19 protein-coding genes are annotated in these 20,455 nt (G+C 43.0%); 3 read left to right on the plus strand and 16 right to left on the minus strand.

Going from position 1 to position 20,455, the window contains the following annotated elements; all coding sequences use genetic code 11:
* Positions 1-78: 78 nt before the first annotated feature.
* Entirely contained in the window at positions 79-1,023 is a 945-nt protein-coding gene (locus MTF70_RS17610; protein WP_042522879.1) for a LysR family transcriptional regulator, read from the plus strand.
* Between the two features lie 19 nt (positions 1,024-1,042).
* On the opposite strand, the gene MTF70_RS17615 is transcribed toward MTF70_RS17610, so the two are convergent.
* The 4 genes from MTF70_RS17615 to MTF70_RS17630 form a co-directional block, all read right to left on the minus strand.
* Entirely contained in the window at positions 1,043-1,924 is an 882-nt protein-coding gene (locus MTF70_RS17615) for a YjjW family glycine radical enzyme activase (RefSeq protein ID WP_042522877.1), read from the minus strand.
* A 22-nt stretch (positions 1,925-1,946) separates the two neighbouring features.
* On the minus strand, positions 1,947-3,491 hold the full coding sequence (locus tag MTF70_RS17620; RefSeq protein ID WP_042522875.1) for a YjjI family glycine radical enzyme: 1,545 nt from the start codon (positions 3,489-3,491) through the stop codon (positions 1,947-1,949).
* A gap of 212 nt (positions 3,492-3,703) precedes the next feature.
* Positions 3,704-4,327 carry a LysE family translocator gene (locus MTF70_RS17625; RefSeq protein ID WP_021033866.1) on the minus strand — a complete coding sequence of 208 codons (624 nt, stop codon included), beginning with the start codon at positions 4,325-4,327 and terminating at the stop codon, positions 3,704-3,706.
* A gap of 202 nt (positions 4,328-4,529) precedes the next feature.
* Positions 4,530-5,747, minus strand: a complete 1,218-nt coding sequence (locus MTF70_RS17630; RefSeq protein WP_042522873.1) for an HD-GYP domain-containing protein — start codon at positions 5,745-5,747, stop codon at positions 4,530-4,532.
* A 487-nt stretch (positions 5,748-6,234) separates the two neighbouring features.
* On the opposite strand from MTF70_RS17630, the gene MTF70_RS17635 reads away from it, so the two are divergent.
* A complete protein-coding gene (locus MTF70_RS17635; protein ID WP_005377743.1) occupies positions 6,235-7,938 on the plus strand; it encodes an EAL domain-containing protein in 1,704 nt (567 codons plus the stop codon).
* A 107-nt stretch (positions 7,939-8,045) separates the two neighbouring features.
* Here the strand turns inward: MTF70_RS17635 and MTF70_RS17640 are convergent, their stop codons facing one another.
* From MTF70_RS17640 to MTF70_RS17660, 5 genes are all read right to left on the minus strand, one after another.
* A complete protein-coding gene (locus tag MTF70_RS17640) occupies positions 8,046-8,519 on the minus strand; it encodes a response regulator (protein WP_053303110.1) in 474 nt (157 codons plus the stop codon).
* Entirely contained in the window at positions 8,506-9,843 is a 1,338-nt protein-coding gene (locus MTF70_RS17645) for an ATP-binding protein (RefSeq protein WP_170893811.1), read from the minus strand. Before MTF70_RS17645 ends, MTF70_RS17640 begins: the two co-directional genes overlap by 14 nt.
* Positions 9,844-9,846: 3 nt before the next feature.
* Positions 9,847-11,265 carry an SLC13 family permease gene (locus MTF70_RS17650; protein WP_017634015.1) on the minus strand — a complete coding sequence of 473 codons (1,419 nt, stop codon included), beginning with the start codon at positions 11,263-11,265 and terminating at the stop codon, positions 9,847-9,849.
* 248 nt (positions 11,266-11,513) lie between these two features.
* Positions 11,514-11,978 (minus strand): GNAT family N-acetyltransferase, encoded by a 465-nt coding sequence (locus MTF70_RS17655; RefSeq protein WP_132936636.1) that lies wholly within the window; start codon positions 11,976-11,978, stop codon positions 11,514-11,516.
* 35 nt (positions 11,979-12,013) lie between these two features.
* Positions 12,014-12,376 carry a hypothetical protein gene (locus MTF70_RS17660; RefSeq protein WP_053350584.1) on the minus strand — a complete coding sequence of 121 codons (363 nt, stop codon included), beginning with the start codon at positions 12,374-12,376 and terminating at the stop codon, positions 12,014-12,016.
* Positions 12,377-12,854: 478 nt separating this feature from the next.
* Here MTF70_RS17660 and MTF70_RS17665 point away from each other — a divergent pair, with 478 nt between their 5' ends.
* Complete coding sequence (locus MTF70_RS17665) at positions 12,855-13,412, plus strand: DUF3750 domain-containing protein (RefSeq protein ID WP_170893813.1); 558 nt, start codon at positions 12,855-12,857, stop codon at positions 13,410-13,412.
* 51 nt (positions 13,413-13,463) lie between these two features.
* Here the strand turns inward: MTF70_RS17665 and MTF70_RS17670 are convergent, their stop codons facing one another.
* The 7 genes from MTF70_RS17670 to MTF70_RS17700 form a co-directional block, all read right to left on the minus strand.
* Positions 13,464-15,041: a sensor domain-containing diguanylate cyclase gene (locus tag MTF70_RS17670; RefSeq protein WP_005389121.1), complete on the minus strand. Its 1,578-nt coding sequence runs from the start codon at positions 15,039-15,041 to the stop codon at positions 13,464-13,466.
* A 184-nt stretch (positions 15,042-15,225) separates the two neighbouring features.
* Positions 15,226-15,696: a heme-degrading domain-containing protein gene (locus MTF70_RS17675; protein WP_205460937.1), complete on the minus strand. Its 471-nt coding sequence runs from the start codon at positions 15,694-15,696 to the stop codon at positions 15,226-15,228.
* Positions 15,693-16,733 (minus strand): oxidoreductase, encoded by a 1,041-nt coding sequence (locus MTF70_RS17680; protein ID WP_172563283.1) that lies wholly within the window; start codon positions 16,731-16,733, stop codon positions 15,693-15,695. The genes MTF70_RS17675 and MTF70_RS17680 overlap by 4 nt, the downstream gene beginning before the upstream one ends.
* Before the next feature lie 11 nt (positions 16,734-16,744).
* Complete coding sequence (locus tag MTF70_RS17685; protein WP_132936633.1) at positions 16,745-17,518, minus strand: DeoR/GlpR family DNA-binding transcription regulator; 774 nt, start codon at positions 17,516-17,518, stop codon at positions 16,745-16,747.
* Positions 17,519-17,695: 177 nt separating this feature from the next.
* Positions 17,696-18,538, minus strand: coding sequence for a phosphate ABC transporter substrate-binding protein (locus tag MTF70_RS17690; protein WP_132936632.1), 843 nt, complete (start codon positions 18,536-18,538; stop codon positions 17,696-17,698).
* On the minus strand, positions 18,528-19,148 hold the full coding sequence (locus tag MTF70_RS17695) for an OmpA family protein (protein ID WP_053303115.1): 621 nt from the start codon (positions 19,146-19,148) through the stop codon (positions 18,528-18,530). Before MTF70_RS17695 ends, MTF70_RS17690 begins: the two co-directional genes overlap by 11 nt.
* The gene (locus tag MTF70_RS17700) at positions 19,141-20,454 is read right to left on the minus strand and encodes a TolC family outer membrane protein (RefSeq protein ID WP_064368370.1); all 1,314 of its coding nucleotides are present in this window, start codon (positions 20,452-20,454) and stop codon (positions 19,141-19,143) included. Before MTF70_RS17700 ends, MTF70_RS17695 begins: the two co-directional genes overlap by 8 nt.
* Between the last annotated feature and the right edge of the window lies 1 nt (position 20,455).

Genomic DNA, 20,455 nt, shown 5'->3' on the forward strand with positions numbered 1-20,455 from the left:
GTATTTCCGAGATAAACAATAGTAAAAATTTGTTTCATGCTGATATACTGCCAAAAATCATAAGAAACCATGCTATTTATGGACTACATTGCTCTTTCGCGTATAAGCCTTAAACATCTAACTGTTTTACATATGTTGTTAACCACTCACAGCGTCACACTTGCGGCAGAACGCTTGTGTGTAACACCATCGAGCGTCAGTAAAACGCTCGGACAGTTGCGCGAAACGCTAAAGGATGACCTTTTTTACCGTGATGGCACTCGCTTAGTGCCGACAGCATTTGCGCTGCATATAGGCCCATCAATCCATGGCATACTCTCCAGTATGAATGGGTTATTACATCAAGGCTCTTTTAATCCGGCTTACTATCAAGGTAGTTTTTCATTAGCAATGCGTGAAAGTTCGTTTGAGCTCTTTGCGCCAGTTCTACAGCACTTGTCCCAACAACTGAGCAATCACGCGCACTTGAATGTCCATGCGAAAGAGGAAATGAGTTTCGATGCATTAGCAAGAGGTCAAGTGGATTTTTTGTTGCTTCCTCACGATCTCAGCCAACCACCCACACAAAATAAAGACTTGGTATGGAAAACCATTTTGAAAGACGAAATGGTTTGCTTAATGAGAGCATCGAACCCACTCGCTGAGCAACCCTTATCTGTTGAAAGTTACCTTTGTGCAAGACACATCGGTATTCATGATAAAGATCTGTCACAACCTTATTTTGAGCAAAATCTCACCCAAAGGCATTCAAAGCGAAACTTGGCCATGCGTGTAGCCGACTTTGGTTCAGCTGCGGTGATGTGTCAGCACTCGGATTACTTGTTCACATGCTCCAAGCTTTGGGCAAGAGCGGCAATGCAAGCAAAAGGTTTGGTTGAGCAAGCTCTTCCATTCGATTACGGGCAAGTAGCCTACAGCCTCGTTTGGAACAAAGCGAGCTTAAACGATCCCGCTTTAAAATGGTTACAGCAACAATTACTCGACGCTTGCGCCATGTTAGATTTAGATGCCTGTGATGCGTAAGCATAGATAAACAACGGTACTACGTGAGTACTGTCGGCACGGTGATAGGGTTACTCACGTAGCATCGAAGCTCTGATTTTAAGCGTTCGATATCATGATGAGAGCACATATCCCAAGTTAACGCCTCCCCCATTACTCCGTGATGCTGAAAGGCATTTAAACGGATAAGCACCGATTCAGGAAGAGTACTCAAGTAACGTCCAATTGCTACGATTTCTATATCTAAATCACTTTTTTGGGGAATATGCAGTAAGCGGACCTCGTACAATTTTTCGTGTTCAGCTAGGTAATGAAGGGTTTTAAATACACGATGATTATCACGCCCAGTTAGCCACTGATGCGTCTCCGTCTGCCACGCTTTCAAGTCGATCATTGCGCCATCCAGAAAAGGGAGAATACGCTGCCAACCAGCAACCGCTAAAGAACCGTTACTGTCGATGAAACAAGAAAGGTGCCGTAATTCAGGATCTTGTTTTATCCCTTTAAACAGCTCAATAATGAAAGGAAGTTGTAAGGTAGATTCCCCACCGGATACAGTAACACCACTGATGAAAAAGCGATGTTTGCGTATCAAATCGAGCATTGTTACTACAGAGTAGTCAGTAATTTTTGGATTAGATTGGTTCTGACATATCTCTATACAATGATCGCAGTGGGTGCACTCCTCTTTAAGCCAAACAACGTTGTTGTTTTCGTCGAACTTCAATGCGCCTGCTGAACATTCACTCACACACTCACCACAATGATTACAATGGTTTATCGTGTGAGGATTGTGGCAGTTCAAACACTGATAGTTACAACCCTGTAGAAAGATGACTAGACGATTTCCTGGCCCATCAACACAAGAGAAAGGAAGGATATGAGTGACTTTTGCCAAAAGGCTTCCACTTCGTCTAGACATCTTGTTCTTTCCTAAACCGAACTTATGCCTGCGTGTAAGTCGGTGTTACTTCATGACTCACCACACGTGGTGAGCGTTCTAAAATTTTGGTATTTTTTGCTGCTTCCGCACCTAGAAACGTCGTGTTGGTTCTCGAACCTTCTTTATCATATTTCGCGACATCTGAAAGTTTGATCATGTAGCCTGTCACGCGAATTAAGTCATTTGAAGTGACATTCGCGGTAAACTCACGATAACCAGCATTTAGTGCCCCTTTACATAAATTGAACATCGCTTCTGGGTTAGATTTCACCGTTTCATCAATCGTCAAAATATCGCTGATACCCGCACGATAATACTGATGATGCTTCGCCGTTGCTTGTACATAAGTGACAGGGTCTGGCTCTGCACCATAAGGCAGACGTACACCTGGCGTAACATCATGATCTAAGCTAATGCCGCCTTGTGCATGTAAGAGCGCTTTGCCATCTAAACCATATTTCACCGGGGTTGAGTCCACCAGTTTAGCCAGTGTTGCTGAAACATCATGAGCAAAAGTATTTGCTCGATCATTTTTTCCGTATCGCCCTATTTGCCCTTCTTTTTCAAATAGAAGGTTTACCGCTTCGGCCATGCCGTAAACGCCATACATTGGCGCGAAATAGGACTCTTTTATCAACCCTTCTTGCGTCAAAAAGCCTTGAAAGAAGTTCGATTTTTCATGCAAGTGCGTGCTTCTTGCGTTTATGAGCTCGACCATTAATCGATGGTAAGAAGGCAACGCACTGTTTAAGAAGTCGTTACAGTCTGATGCTCGTTTTGCAACTTCTTTTAAATTCATTCGCACCAATGTGTTCGAGCCACCTGCTAATGGAAGCGAGTTGTAGCAACTTACAATACCAAAGCGTGAGCCGTTGTAGGCTTTCGTGTGCATTGGGTAATTGGCGATATGCGGTTTACTGCATTCACAAATGTTCTGTGTCGCTTGACGAAGTAAATCATCAGGTGTAACTGTCTCGTCGTACATAAAGGTGAGATTCGGTGCGATCTGCTTGAGCTCCGCATCTACTTTTAAAACAGTGCGACAAATAATGTTGTCTGTCGGTCCGACATTCACATGCATAAACGCATCTGGCAATGTGCGATCCAGCATGATCCAAAAATGTTTTAACTTTTTGTAAATCTGGCTCTCTGTTAGGTCGCCTATGTAAGGCAACAAGACATCATCTAACTGGCCTAAGTAAACCGGAATGTTCGTTACCGAAGGAACATGATGGTAAATGATGGTCAGCATGTTCAACGCATCATCGAAATCATCAGCCGGAGACAACTCTAAATAGTCTGAGCCTTGCGATAGAAATTTAGCGTAATCAGGCAACACATAGCGAGGTTTAAACGGTGCATGACCTTCAAACATATCGCAGATGATGCCTTCATCCATTGCTTGTCTCAGTGATGGAGATACGGTCATGTAAGGAATGCACGCTTCAGCCTCTAAAGCTAAACAACTCGACTTCTGTTTTGGAGAAAGACGGACGTCGGTCGCGATATCTAGAAAACGTTGTTGTAGTTTAGAAAGGCTTGTCATCTAAGATATTCCTACAAAGTAACCACAAGCCCACAAGACAAAATACGAGCTCTACCCCTAAAGAGTAACGTGATTTTACTCCTGCTTGGCTGTTGCCACTAATGAAAATAAACAAAACGTCTATTTCCATTCTGGAAATAAGACAAAGCTAAATTAGCGCATTCCAACTTACTATATGGGAAAACCTAACTGCGTACCGAAATCTGTCTTACTTATCGGTTTGCCGTCGACAACATCACGCCTGCACCAATAAATACTCCACCAGTCAAACGATTGAACAACTTCGCCCTTCCAGCGACAAACAACCAATCGGAGGCTTTTACCCCTAACAATGCATAAAATGTTAGCCAGCTAAGCTCAAAAACCACAAATGTAGACGCGAAAATCGCGTATTGAGCCAGTAGCGGTGCGGAAGGTTCAATGAATTGAGGAAACAAAGCGGTGAAAAAGACTATCGCTTTGGGGTTACTAGCGCCAACAATGAAACCACTAGTGAACGCGCTGAACGCTGTCGCGGAACTTTGAGTCGTTGCCGTTTTATTAAAATCTCTCTGAGATGAGCGCAACGCTTGAATACCTAACCAGATTAAATAAGCGGCACCACACCATTTGATAATATTAAAAACTAACTCAGATGAAGCAATGACAACTCCCAGCCCGGTAAATGAGAGCGTAAGGATGCTCGTAATCGCAGACAAACTGCCAAGTGCAGTCATGAAAGCAATACGAAACCCACTACTCACTCCTTTACTTAAACACAACAGTGAGCTTGGTCCTGGTGAAGCTGTGAGCACGAGAATGGCAAGAGTGTAAAAAATCCATGTATCTATTTGCATTGGCATCCCTTCCAGCAAAATGAGGTTTATAGCCCATTGTGTATAGAACTATTTTATCGCCCGGTTTCTATCCATGAAGCCGAGGTCTTAATAACCATCTTGCATCTAAATGACTTAGAAAAAATTAATAGATAGTTATGCAAATAAAATACGATCTACATGCAAGGATGTAAAGCCTGTTGTATAAGCTTATCTATTTCTCTTAATCATAAAAAGGCTTAGGATCGATCTCTAACGATGAAGGCGCGATCGCTCTTTCAATTTTGTACGCACTCGTTTTTAAATCCACCATCGTGACATCAATGTATCGTTTATACTTGCGGGAGTAGAAACATTTCACTTCTGGCTTTAATGCTTGAGATTCATTTGAAGACCAAACAATACCAACACGCCCATCGTTCAACTCGACAATGGAGCCTACGGGGTACATCCCAATGCAATTAATGAATTTGTAAACTAAGTCTGCGTCTAAATGAAATGGCGTTAGACTCAACAAGATTTTAAACGCTTCCGCAGAACTCATGCCTTTTTTGTAACAGCGATCAGCCGTTAGCGCATCGTAGATATCTACAATACAGCTCATACGGCCGTGAATTGGAATCTCATCCCCCTTCAAGCCTCTAGGATAACCATTGCCATCTAACTTCTCGTGGTGCATCAAACAAACATCACGGCTTACTGCACTAAGCCCTTTTACGTGAAGGATAATCTCACCTGCGAACACTTGATGTAGCTTCATATGTTCAAATTCTTCAGGCGTTAGCTTCGCTGGCTTGTGCAAGATCTTATCATCGACTTTAATTTTACCTACATCATGAATAATGCCACCTACAGCAAGCTGTTTTAGCGTTGGTTTATCCAAGCCCAAGTACTTACCGAATGACACTAAAAGACAAGCGACATTGACGGAGTGTTCCAATAAATAAGAGTCTTTTTTTCGGAGTGCAGAGACACACTGCAACGCATCTGAGTCAATAAAAACACTTTCAATGACATCGTCAGCCCAAGCTTCTACTTCATCAACTTCTATGATTTTTCCTTCAAAAGTTTGATTCAATAGTTTTTGCGCCAAATCTTTTGCTTCGGCGATCAGCCTTTTGGCTCGCTTGTGTTGGATGTCTCTCGAACGATAAGCTCGTTGATCCCTCTTAAAATCGGAGTGTTTCTGCTCTCGCGTCTCTTTAGTGGCATCAGTTGATTCATCTACAGGCTTGAAGACACACTGCTGCGAAGATAATGTTTGATCTACCCAAACATACTTTACGCCACTTGTAGCAAGCTTCTTAATGCCTTCAGGGCTAGATATCCGCCCTGCATTGGCTAAATTGACGCGCTTGTTGTGCTCTATCGCGGTAACAAACATACCAACGCCGATATCAGCGAGCGCAATTTTGATTGAATTTTTCGGATCGTACTGCATATAAAGAAGGCTTACTCGATATTAACGTCCGCATTATAAGAGATTTGATTACTTGGCGTGATAATAAATTTGAATTGATTACAATTAATGAGCATCCTGTCAATTAATAATCGGTCGCGCTCATTAAGTCCTTTTTGTTATTATGGTTTTATCCAAGATAACATATATACAAATGACGTTAGAAAACAGCACATTGATACCGACACAACTGAAAATAACTTTAGGATAATTATTCATAAATATTTATAGATTGCGGACGGCATCAATAACTGTATTTTATAAATGATTTTTACTGTTGACTATTTTTTATAAATGTCGATGATTAGCCGCCTAATCTTAGTATGTTATTAACCTAGTAGCGCATAAAATGATAGCCAAACAATTTGAACTGACACTTTTGTGATTGTAATGTACGCCAGCAGATCAACTCTATGTTATCAACCCCAACACTCATCTCTGATGCTAAAAGGCTCGAGGAGGAAATATCTTGACCACCATATTTGACCAACAAGTCTCAGATAGTGACCGAGAGTTCCTAAAAATCGTCGAAGAACGATTCATTCATATCTTCGATGTATTTAACGAAGGCCTCTTTTACATGGATGAGTTTGGCACCATGGTATTTTATAACAAGGGCTTTTATGAGCAGCTTGGTATCAACGCTGGTCGAATCAGCTTAGAGCAATGGTTAGACCTTGTTCACCCTCTCGATCGAGAAAGACTCTCCACTCGGGTCGATGCTCACATCATTACCAACAACACGAGAGTCACAACGACCTACCGCGTGCGTAAACCCAATGGACAGTACGTCTGGATTGAAGGCGTAGCCATGACCAAAGAAACAGAACATGGTCATTATATGGTTGGTAGCCACCGTGATATTTCTGAACGCAAGCTGATGGAAAGCTACATTCATCAAGTCGCATTTCATGACAATGCGTCAGGTATGGCTAATCGCGCCCATCTCTTGCTGGATATTGAAGATAGTGTGCGAGCCACCGATTCTTGTGCATCTATCTGTTACATTCAGATAGAAGAGATTAAATCTTACTTAAATCAATATGGCAGCGAGTTGGTCGATGGGTTAGTGGAAAAATTGCTACAAACTCTCAGTCACCTACCTTCTCCAAATAGTTCTGTATATCGCGTACATGATGATGACTTTGCGATTTTGATTCACGATGAATGCTCGGTAGAAACGCTGCAAAGTTATGCCGAAAGTTTAAAGGAAACCTACCACGAGGCAGTGATTGAAGAGGGCCAATACTTAGGAAGTAACATTAGTATTGGTTTGTATCCTTGCATAGATCCAAGTCACTCAGCAGAGGAAATATTACGTAAAGCAGCACGAACTTGTCAGTACGCAAGCGAACAGAATAAAGACCGTGTTGCGGTTTACAGTGAGAAAACTCAGCATGCCGTAGACCGTTATTTCTTTATTGAGCAAGGTCTAAAAAGTGCACTTGAAAAACAGACATTAAGCGTTAAGTTTCAGCCAATTATTGACGCCAAAAGCTCAAAAGTAGTGAGCTTCGAATCTCTGGTTCGCTGGCGTAGCAAAGAGTTTGGCGAAATTTATCCAGACGAATTCATCCCCGTCGCAGAGAACAAAGGTTTGATTGTCGAGCTCGGATATCAAGTCTTTGCCAAAGCGTGTGAATTTATCAAAAACTACCGTGAGCGTTACCAAAACCAAGTTCGCGTCAACGTGAATGTTTCTGTACTTCAGTTAATGAACAGTGAATTCCCTGCGCGAATTAAAGCCATGGCGGATGAGGTTGGTGTCGATCCTGAGTCTATTGTTTTGGAACTAACAGAAACGTTTATTTTGGATAATAATCAGACAGCCATTGCCCCTCTGAATACCCTCAGGGAACTAGGATTTGCACTCTCTCTGGATGACTTTGGATCGGGTTACAGTTCATTAAATAGCTTCTTCGACCTCCCGATGACACAAATCAAAATTGATAGGTCGATGGCGTGGAAAACACTAACCAACCGCTCTTCACAAGAATATCTGAAGTTTCTTATCACTATGTGCCAGGAAAATAATATTGAAGTAGTGATTGAGGGAATTGAAGACGCCAAAATGTGTGAATTTTTTACCGAAATGGGCGTCGATTATCTGCAAGGTTATTGGTTCTCTAAGCCACTTTCTGTTGCCAGTGCAAGCCGCTATTCGTTGAGTTAAGCATACTAGAGCAATATTCCGCACGGCCACGTTAAACATGCTGAACTATTCACTATAGATTTCAGACACTAACTGGCCGTGACGAAAACAAAGCTTAATGCCCCCTATTAACGTAGGCGTTCAAACACCACACTCTGATCTAAATGTTCGTGATACTGAGTGTAATCTAAGCCCACATCAAAGATATATTGGGTCACCAGGTTTCTAACGCACTCTATTAATTGGCTTGCTTGCCATGGTTTTTCAAAGTAGCGGTCAATGCCTGCGGAGTTGATCGCATTAATCGTATCGGTGTGCGTCGCTTGCCCGGTAAGAAGCACTTTTCTCGTAAAGCCAAAACGACCGTCTTTTGATACATCGGTCAGCAGCTCTACTCCCGTTTTACCTGGCATCACATGATCGGAAATAATCAATGCGATCATCTCGCCTTCTGCATCAAATTCATCCATCAGTTCTAGAGCCTCACCTGCTGATTCGCAGTCTTCGATATTCAACCATTGATTTAACGGCTCTAAATCTTGTAGAACCGCGCTTAGTACCTCTCGTTGGTCATCAACGCAAATTACATTAAGCTTCTCCATGTTCACCCTCTACTGGTAACTTGATTCTAAAAATCGTTTTTTCACTGTCGCTCTTTACCACAATAGAGCCGTTATATCCGGCGATAATGCGCTTCACAATCGACAGACCTAACCCTAAACCAAACGACAATCCCCCCTTTTTAGTGGTGAAGTTTGGCCGGAAAATTTTTCTACGTGTCGCTTCATCAATTTCTGGTCCGTTGTTAGCAATCGTGACCAAAATTTTACCCTTACTCTCCCGAGTATGTATTTCGATACCGGGTTTCTCCGTTTCACCAAGTGCATCGCACGCATTCTTTAATATATTTACCCAAACTTGGACGAGTTCGGTTTGAGAACCAATAAAAGCAGGTAAATCCGCAGGGCTAAAACGAACACTCACTCGTCTTAAGTCACTTTGCAATAGAGCCAAGGCGCGATTGATTGAATCATTGATGTTAATCGCTTCATCCAAGTCGATATCCGTGCGCCCCAATTGTTTTACGGATCGCACAATGCCAACGGTATGTTTAGAGGCGATGCGTAAGTCATGCAGATCTCGCCCCATTTGCCAGAAACGTATCGCTTCTTCTGGTCTTTTTAGCCAATGTTCTGAAAGGAAGTTGTTTGGAACGGCACGTGCAAGATCACGAGCAACCTCCTTGGTTAAACCGTAGTATTTTTCGAAGTGGCGCCCCCGCTTTCTCGCTTCGCTAGAAGAGACTTTCTGCCCTTGCATTAAACCAAAATCAAAAAATTGACTCGCTTCCGGATGAACTTCTTCAAGCAGTTCCATGATAACTGTCTCTAGCCGTTCTGATTTACTGCTTACAACGCCTATCGCATTGTTCAACTCATGACCAATACCCGCTGCAAGCTGCCCCAACGTTGTCATTTGCTCTGCGGTATGAAGCTTTTGTAGTGCTTTTTCTTTAGCCAATGCCTCTTGCATTGCGCGCCGTTGACGACGAGATAATTCGTTAACCATCACAGGCATAAATTGTGTCGTCAATGGTCCGTATGTCGCCTCTTCCACGGCGGGCGTATCGCGCTGTATCCAAGCCAATTCAACATCGGTTTGAGCAATCACTGTCGAAGAGGCAGTCCACGTACCAGAAAAGAAACTGTGTACGCCAATAAACGCACCTTGAGACGCAGAAAATACCTGAATCGGTTTCTTGTCATCTTCCGCGTAATACCCCGCCAGTTCTCCCGACAGCACATAGTACAAGCGATCGTTGTAGCCAGCTTGCTCAATAAGCACCGACCCGGATAAAACCGTTAATCGGCGTTCAAGGTGATTAAAGTAGCGTTGTACTAACGCGTCTAACTTCGTTTCGTACATGGGTTATCCAATATGCCCAACAGTATGTAAAATCCACACCATCACAAAACTGAGTAATACGCCAATCACGCCTAGCACGGCACCGATACGAGCCATTTGGCCACTCTCGACATGCCCTGTTGCATGAGCTAACGCGTTTGGTGGCGTACTGATTGGTAACGACATACCGAGTGAAGCAGCAAATGTCACGACTAAGATCAGAGTAACTTCACCGCCGAGAGGCGTTAGCGAAGCCATAGAAGTACCCAGCGCAGCCATAATCGGCATCAGCAAGTTTGCGGTGGCTGTATGCGACATAAAGTTTGCCATTAACAAGCACAAGAAAGCCGCACCAAACAAGACAACATATGGCGAGAACTGATCAAACGGAATGCTGTGTACCACCAGCTTCGCAAGCCCGGTTTTATCTAGAGCAAGGCCCAGAGCAATACCGCCTGACACCAACCAAAGCACATCCCAAGAGATTTTCTTCAAGTCTTCTTTGTTGATGATGCCCGTCAATGAGAACACTGCGACCGGAATTAATGCTACTGTGTAAGAATTCATTCCATGTGCAGAACCCATCAACCAAAGAATAATCGTGCCGGCAAAGGTGACGTAAACCATTATTGCTTTGGGTGTTTTCAAAAACTTGCTTTTAATGTTCAGATCGATGGTGGTTTGTTCGGCTTTATATAAAAAGCCAATCAGAAACCAAGCTAACGCCATCATCACAATAACGAATGGCACACCAAATACCATCCATTCACCAAACGTAATTAAGTTGTCACCAACCAAATATTTTAGGGCGATGGCATTCGGTGGCGTGCCGATTGGAGTACCAATGCCACCAATGTTGGCTGCAACAGGAATACACAAGGCGAATGCAATTCGACCTGGGTCTTTAGGCCCGAAAACCGCTATCACAGGGGTTAAAATGGACAACATCATCGCTGTTGTTGCGGTGTTTGACATAAACATGGAAAAAACAGCGGTGATCAGCATCAACCCCAGCATAACGAACTTTGGTTTTTGTCCAAATGGTTTGAGTAACACTCGGGCTAAGTTGACATCTAACCTGTACTTTGTCGCCGCCATAGCCAAAAAGAAACCGCCGAGGAAGAGCATGATAATCGGACTAGCGAAGGTCGCCATTATCTCGTTGTATTGTAATAGCTCACCAAAATGTGGCTGCCCTTCTTGCAAACGAAAGAGCACAATACCTTTATTTGATACAAGCAATAGCTCTAGGACAATGATCACAACCGAAGTGGCGTAGATTGGAATTGGCTCGAATACCCAGCAAAGTGCGGCAAGCAAGAAGATTGCAATCACTCTTTGCTGGACGATAGTAATGCCATCAAATGGGAACGCAGAGAGAGGCATTAACCAAACAAGCAATGGTATCAATGTTGGAACAACGTATTTGAGATAAGGGCGCATAGTACTACTTCTCTTCCTGAGATGGTTAGCCAGACACATTTGGCGTTTGGAACGCTATTACCCGCCGCAAAACCAAAACTTTCAGACTGTTTTTAAGCCTTCAGAGACGAAATGCGGTAATGGCGTTCCAGAGAAGATTATGTACACTGTTTTCAAACAAAACGTTGGTGCGAGATCAATGAACTCGTTTTCACATTGGAAAACATTTTATATCTGTGTTCAAGCTCACTAAATGCTCACTATTTAAGTTAAATATACTTTTCCATCATAAAGTTAGTTAAGGTTTCTCCCCTAACCTCAACATGTTGTCGAGACTTAACTGTGAAACCCATTTTCTCGTAAAAAGGTCGGGCGGTAATACTCACTTCAGAATACAGTCGTTTTATCCCCTGTACTTTCGCCTGTGAAAAAAGAAAAGACATCAAATCACGACCAACACCTTGTCCTTGGTATTCATGATGGCAAAAGAAATGATCAATCAAGCCGCCACCTTGCAAATCACAATAGCCAACGACCTGCCCTTCTATCTCCGCGACGTATGGTTGAATATCGTCCATTTTTCGTTGCCACACATCGAGGTCAAAATCTGATGGTGCCCAAGCGGAAACTTGTGATTCCGTATAATCGCGACGATTAATGATTCGCACAGTATGGTAAAAGAGTGCCCACAGTGTTGGGGCATCCTCGGTGCGATAGCAGCGTATTGAGAGCATCAATTTCCTCATTCCTATTCAATAAATACTAAGCATTAACGCAAAGTGATACTAGTGAACTCATCATTTTCAATGCCAATCACTAAAGGCTTCCCAATCTGATCACTGTTCATCAATACGGTAGTATTCAGCTCACGGCTTGATCTGCGTATATTGCTTTTTCTTATGATATGAATATTCACAATATAATCGGAATACTCCTTTGTGATTCCGCCGGAAAATTCTACGTGCTCACTTTCATTGTCTCGGACAACATGAAATTTTCGATTGGCTTGAATATCAGTACTGATGGAGGAATCACCATAGTTCAGCACAACGGACGTTGGTTCGCTATCTTGATTGGCAAAACAGCCAAATGCGAACACGCTTAATGCGAGTATACTTTTTGATTTAAACATTAATTATTCTATTTCTAGTTATTTTTCTGCTATTTGCATGACCAAACAGCACTTGTTCTGTGAGCGCCTATTGTGCCATAGCTGAACGCTGACTCTAAACGCGCAAAAAGATGAGCGATGAAAATTCCGCCCAAAACAAGCAAATGTGAGGCAATGTGAGGGTCCCAAACTCACTCAATCAGTCAAAACCCACTGTAAACCTCTGTTTTTAATGCTTTTAATTTATGTAGCCGTGTAAGGAATACATACAACCTCTTACTTTTTCATACGCAACTAGACGAATCGTTCGAGAAATACGGCATCGTCTATGCCACATGTTACAAATCGGCTTACCTTATTATTACGTATGAACTGGAATTATGGCACTAACTTCCCTCTCTCTTTTAATAAGGAGAGGATTTCAACAATCAGGCTTGCCACGTTTTTATAGCTAAAATCAGTAGAGCGTTACCAACATCGGTTGGTCTAGGAGCAATAAATGAAAGACCTTCTCAACTTTACTCACCTTGTAAAAATTGGGTTCATGTCAATCGCGGTTATGCTGGGTGGATGCACTCAAGGAGATTGGCATACCGCTAGCAGAGAACCTGCGGGTATCGCACCCGATCCTTCCAATGTTAAGCATGCTGTGATTGAGTTTTACGCCGCAGACGCGTTTGGTTGGCGAGGCTGGTTTGCCGTTCATACATGGTTTGCAATAAAGCCTGAAAATGCGAACGAATATACAGTGTATGAAGTAGTCGGCTGGAGAGTGAATCGCGGACAACCCGCTCTATATCAGTACCAAACTGGGACGCCAGATCGATATTGGTATGGTGCAAAACCAGAAAAGATCCTCTCCATACAAGGTGAAAAGGCCCGCCAGCTTATCCCTAAAATACAAAGTGTTATTAGCCAATACCCTTGGGCTGAAGAATATACGCTGTTTCCAGGGCCAAATAGCAATACATTCCCGGCTTGGGTGGGTAAACAAATTCCAGAATTAGAGCTTAACTTGCCGTTTCGCGCAATTGGTAGCGGTTACGCCAGCGATTAACAGCAAAGATTAGTCACTGGCTCGTTTTATGTTCAGCATAAAGCGCAATATCTATTGTGCGTCGTCACCCAACTCCGTTCTATTTCTTCCATTATGTTTCGCTTTATACAGTGCATTATCGGCGTCTTTCATTACCGCTTCAATTGGTGTGTCATTGCCTTTCCAGTGAGAAACGCCCAACGAAACCGTGACCTTACCAACCACCTGGAAGTCATGTTGTTCCACGTTGTGTCTAATACGCTCTGCAACATCCATAGCGTGGTTTACGTCTGTTTTTTCCAAAAACATCATAAACTCTTCACCGCCAGAACGACACAGGTGATCATTAGAGCGAGCTTGGTCTTTCATTAACTGCGCAAACTCTCTAAGTAAATTGTCACCCACGTCATGGCCATAGTTATCGTTTACGCTCTTAAAGTGGTCAATATCTAGCGCCAAAACAGAGAACGCGGTATTTTCCTGCTTAAACAAACCAAGCACTTTATCTAATCCACGTCGATTCAATAATCCAGTCATCGAATCTGTTAATGTATCCAGTTGCAGCTTATCAATGGTTTTTGACACGATACCAAATGCTTTAAGAAAACTAAGCTTCAAATGTGAGACCTCAAAATACCAAGACTTAACCAGTTTGAGGTCATCGATAGATGATGAATGTTCTTCGACACCTCGCACAGCACCAGCTAACTGCCAAAGTGGTCTAGAAATAAGAAGGGACAAGAACCAAATTAGTAACAAAGTTAATAAACCAATTGGAATCGACTTAAGGAAAACATTCCACATCTGTTCATCTAGCACAGATAACGTCATCGATTTCGGGCGCTGAGCAACAATTCCCCATCCTGATGACTTTACTGGTGCATAACCAGCAAGCATTTCGACGCCGCGAGAGTTAACAATTTCTTTGTTACCGCTCTGCCCCATCGTCACCGCTTTGATTGCCTCATTATCGTCGATTACTTCACCAACTCTCGACTGATCTGGGTGATAAATCAGAGTGTTACTCTCATCGACAACGTAAAGGAAAGAACCATCTTTGTATGCGTGCTGGCTGAGTAACTCTGCAAGAATATTTTCTTTTTCTAGATAAATAGTGCCGCCGATATAACCTAAATATTCATTAGATTGAGAAAATATAGGGTATGAGATGGTTAACAAGTAATTTCCAGCTGGCGATATAAATGGTTCAGTAACAACCGGTGCTTGAGCGTTTAAAGACTGGCGTTTTCTTTCACCCACTAACCTTACACCTTTCACCTGAAGTGTTTCAGGGGATACAGAAATAATAACCCCTTTTGCATTAACGACAACCACAGAGTTAAATGATTTGGTTTGCGTTCTTAATCTCTCAGCCTCTTTATCAAGAAGCTGAGCGTCATGCATCTTGTCTTTTAGCACGTTCGCACTGTATTTTAGCTGCGACATTGAGCTTTCTATGAAAGAGTCTGTCATTTCAGACATTTTTTGGGCGTAAACACGGTTTGATTCTAACGTGTTATTGATGATGAGATCCCTTTGAACACGATAAATCGAGTAGAATGCGTTGATCAAAGTGACAAGCACACTGAACACACATAGGGTGACAATAAGATTTCTAAGATTGAGTTTTTCTTTTCTTCTAAAAGACATTGCCAATGGCCAACTTTGAAGGCTTTCTATATGAATGAGCGTATAGGTTATATGAAATTGATTTGATTTTCAGGTAGTAAGTTGGGATCAATGTTAATATTTGCTCACATTAAAGAACACTTTATGAGCTAAAAAGAGAATTCAGTAGCACGATAAAGAACCGTGCTACTTTCATATTTGGCGTTTAAGAGGGTTTTGTCTCTGTCATCGTTTTTAATATATCCACAACTAGCTGATGATCATCTAACTGCGGTAAACCCGATACCGTCACAACCCCAACCAAACCAGACCCAGAAAGCCGAATTGGGAACGCGCCACCATGAGCACAGTACTCACGAGCATCGAGATGAGGCTGATTTTCGAAATCACGTTGCTTTTGCTTGTTGTACAGAGAAAGATAATAAGAGCTGTGGCCATACCTTAATACTGAGTTTCGCTTCCTACGGACCCAATCTACATGATCAGCACAGGTTCCTGCCATCGCGTATTGAAATAGCGTTTGTCCAAAGCCGTAAACCTCAATAGCAACAGCCGCGCCGCGAGCTTCAGCCTCTTCTTTTAGAGCAAGGCCGATAGACCACGCAATATGGTGATTAAATTCCGCCAACTGAAGTTCATGCTCTTGCCGGGCCACGAGTTCAAGCGTCAAACTCATGGTTTCACCTGAATCGTTTTACCCGTTTTACTGCTTTCCAATGCCATCTCAATCAAAGCGATATTCTGTACTGCTTGAGCGGCAGGAACCGGGTTATCAGTACCCAAACGAATGGCATCTGCCACACCAACAAAGTAAGCTTGGTACGCGCCTCTCTCCGTTTTGATAGTTTGCGCACCGTCTTCGTCGTAACGGACGCCGTATAACGCCTCATCTTCTTCCGACCAAGCATCGTTTTCCGGCAAACGGCCTTCTTTTAAGTAGCCCTCTTGAGGATCTAATCCGAACTTTTCATATTTAGCTTCCGTACCCAATACTTTGTAACGGAGGTTCGGCTCTGGGCTATACAAGTTTGAATGTAAATGCACAATATGGTCTGGGTAATGAAGCACCAAGTTGTAGTAATCAATCGTCGTCGCGCCCGGACGCATCATTCGACATTGTGCGTCTATCGCATCTGGCAAGCCAAACAACACCAATGCTTGATCGAGAAGATGAGGAGCAAGGTCGAATAAAATACCACCACCATCTTGAGCTAGCTCTCGCCATCGTTGACGAACTTCAGGGCGGTAACGGTCAAAGTGTGACTCAAACAGCTTTATATCACCTAACTTACCTTGTTCGATAAGAGATTTAACCGTGAGAAAATCTCCATCCCAACGTCTATTGTGAAAAACGCTCAGCACTAGACCTTTCTCTTCCGCCAAGGCGATAAGTTCATTACCGTCTTCTATACGAGTAACAAACGGTTTCTCGACGATGACGTGTTTCCCATTGTTCAACGCACGCTTTGCAAGTTCGTAATGTACGTCATTTGGCGCAGTAATGATTACGAGCTCTGCATCACTATCATCGAGTAAAGTATTCGCATCAGAAAACCACTTGGCATCTGGCCAATCATTTTGAACCGCCTCCTGTTGACGAGAGCTTATCGCGCTCAGCGTTAAATTTGGTAGCGCTTTAATGAAGGGTAAATGAAACGTTTTTGCTGAATATCCGTAACCAATCACAGCGGTTTTTACGGGATCGTAAGCCATTCTAAGATTCCTTATTTCGGTGACACAACAATACATTCAATATCATTGTGATCGAGGAGTTGTTGAAAATCTGATTGAGGGGGATGATCGGTAATAATGATGTCGATCTTTGACAAATCACATACGTGGTGGAAATTGTCGCTACCAATTTTTCGGGATTCACAAACGACGATGACCTGCTGAGCTTGAGCAATCATCGCTTGTTTCATTGTAGCTTCTAACAAACTATTTGTTGTCAGCCCTCGGGATGTCAATGCACACACGCCAATGAACGCTTTGTTCACGTGATACTGCTGCATTTGCTGCTCTGCTTGCGCCCCTAAAACTGCTCTGGCATAAGGGTCAAAGTGTCCGCCTAAGAAATGAACGTCCATTGTGTCGTTTGTTTCAGCAGCGGTCAGTACATCAATGCTGTTAGTAACGACGTTGAGCTTGTTTTCTCCACAACGCGCTTTTCCTGCATAGAGTGGGAGCAGAGACAAAATGGTGCTGGTATCAATAACAAGATGGTCGCGCTCATCCAACAACGCTGTGGCAGCTTGAGCTAGTCGATGTTTAACGTCACTCACGGGTCGACTCGCGTATGCCTCGGTATGGGAAGAGATCGGCGCAAGCATGACACCACCTCGTATTCTTTGTAACCCAGGTTGCTGACTCAACTTAACTAAGTCTCGGCGAGCTGAATCTCGCGAGATACCAAAGTACTCACAAACTTCAGACAACGTTACTTTGTTTTGCTGCTCCAGCTTCGCTCTGAGCGCTACGAGTCTTTCTTCTTGTGTCATAACTTAAATTCACTTAAGTAGTTTTAAGTAAACTTGCCACAATGATAGAAAAATTACCAACAAAACCACTTACAACCAACTCAATTGACCAAAGGTTAACCAAAGATAAATGAGCAGCAAGGCAAACTTCCTAGAGCGGTACGTTCACTCAAGCCCACATAGTTAGGCGTATGAAGTTTATTTATACCCGTTTAAAACAACTGGCTCATCTAGCCCTAACTTCACCCTATTTATTTTAATAAGCGCTTTTGGTAGTGGAATAAACCCAGCATTTCGTACCTGTTGTGTATTGTTGTCGGTTGTAAGGAGTTCAAATAGCTTTGATTTTTTGATCTTCTGATTAGTGTCGAATTGTTTATTTATATAAACGTAATAGACCACGGAAAATGGATAGCGAAGAGAATAGATGCAATCTGTGCTCAAAGAGCATGAGTCATCGTTATGATGAACAGAGAGAGCCTTGTAGCTCGACCACTGTTCTGAGTATTTAAAATCGGAGTATCGCATATAAGCTTTGGCTGACAAGTCGTCGCTTAAAGCCCGTTTCAATCGGTCTTCATCAAGCATTTGAATCGATAATTGACAACCATTAGAGCTCACATCTGGGTTACTTAAACGCATCTCCCCGAAAGCATACGTATTTGCATCACAGCGTTTCAATTCACTAACGGAAACACTATCTACCGTACTCTTTTGACTATTGATTACGACAATAGCGTTTGCCATTAAAAACAAACGTGTAGGCCTGTGGCCTCTTTCTCGTTGAAATCGGGAGATGTTTTCATCTGACCATTTCTTAGATGTGATCGCAATAGAGGTTCCGTCATTTAGCATGTCGTTAAAACCAACAGACTGAGATGCAAGCGCTACATTTACACTTGGCTCATCTATCAATGTTTCTATCGTTTCTAGTATCTCTGGCTCGACAAAAATCGATGTTCGAGCCTCAGAGTCAGAAAATGCCAGCGGTGAAATCAAACATGAAGTTAGAGCAAGGAAAGGCAAGACTTTAATTTTCATAATTCAGCTCCAACTTCGAATTAGGTGTCAACTCGCTGTCCGAACTAAATATAGTCCACGCTTGTTCAGTACTTTCAGCTTTCGTGTTTACAACAGCAATTGTGCGCCTTTCCCGTTTTTTTAGTTGTACCGTCAATGCCGTATTCTGATAAAACTCTTGCTCTTCAATTCGATTATCTTGAATGCCGTTTCTCACTAGCAATTCTCGTATAGCTGCCGTCCTTTTCTTTGCCAACGCTTTGTTGTATTCGAGTGACGCTTCAGGGCTTGTGTCTCCTATCAGTATGACTTGCGCATTTGGGTTACTCTGAAGCAGTGCTTTCAACTCGCTTAGCGGCATATCATGAGATGGCGTTACCTGATGCTCATCCATCGCAAAGAAAAAGCTGATCAGGTGTGTCTGCGAGTCGTTGACCCAATTCGCACAGCCTTCACTGTCAACAACCACACCTTTTGGCGTATCTGCGCAGTTATCTCGTTGGTTTATCACGCCATCACTATCATTATCTTTAAGGTCGTTGTACTGGTATGTGGTCAACGTCGTATTCGGTGATTCAGCACAGCCTGCTAACATGAAAACTAGAAGACTCGTCACTGCGAATTTATCCATTATTGTTCTCCTTCCAGTTCTCTGGATACTCAACTCGCAACGCATAAGTCAGAATCCCCATCGAGTTGAATAAACGGTAAGTGGCAACCAAATGATCGTACTTTGTTCGGGTGTAGTTCCGTCTCGCAACAAACGTTTCAACTTTGGCATCTAATACATCTAACAAACTGCGTCGCCCTACATTGAACTGCTGGATGTACCCTAATTCAGTTACTTTCGCCGCATCAACGTTGACTTTTAAAAACTCCATTTGCTGTTGAAGCAATGTATGTGCGTCCCATGCCAGCCTTACACCTTCATTCGCATCTAGTTCTGCATTTGCTCGAATAGCCCTCGCCTCCTCTACTCGCCAGGCAGATGACTCCACTCGGGAGTCTGTAGAAAAGCCGTTAAAAAGATCGTAGTTGACCGTCAGCATAACCTTTGCATCTTCGTTAATGCCTTCAATATTATCCACGTTGTCTGTTTTGTTGGCTGACAGCTCAAGCTTGAGCTCTGGGTAGTAATCCCCCTTTTCTCTTTTTACTTCATGTCGAGCCGCCTCTAAATCTTTCATCGCCGACTGTATGGATGGGTGCAGCCTAACCGCTTGTTTGAGTGCTTCGTCAAGCTTATTCGGAAGCAATTCCTGCGGGTAAACAGGCTCAACTAAGTTTTGCGGCGCTCGACCAACTAAACGTACAAATCTTGTTCTAGCATCGGAAAGATTGTTTTGGGCGGCAATCAATGAGGACTGTGTTGTCGCGACACGCGAAGAAACCTGTGCTAAATCGGAGTTGCTGGTTAAACCTTTTTCTTTTTTATCTAGAATGAAACGGTAGATCTCTTGGTGTTCACTTAGGTTTCTTTCTGTCAGTTTCATCAACTCTCGGGCATGTAAAACGTCCACATACGCTCTGACAGTATCTAATGCGACATTTTCCGCAGATGCCAATAAGCCTAAGCGTTCAGCTTCAGCCTCGTAAGATAGGCGATCAACATCAGCACTTGTTTTAAATCCATCAAATAACAGTTGGGAGATTCTTACGCCCATCTCCGTTCTTTCTAATGTTCTATCTTCACTGTCGATGTAGTTTCCGTTGTTATATCGAGTACCTTCGTACCCTGCTGCTGCATACAAATTAACCTGAGGAAGAAATGAACCATTTATGGCATTTCGGTCTCGTACCATCGACTCATAGCGAGAATAGCGAGCAAGCAAACTGGGGGAGCTATCGAGAGATAACGTAACTGACTCTTCTAAAGTCAAAGCGTTTGGCGACGATGATACTGCAAACAAGACCAATAACGTTGATTTAAGCCGCATC

Source organism: Vibrio sp. 2CM40D, assembly GCF_023161825.1.
In the GTDB taxonomy this organism is placed as follows: domain Bacteria; phylum Pseudomonadota; class Gammaproteobacteria; order Enterobacterales; family Vibrionaceae; genus Vibrio; species Vibrio alginolyticus.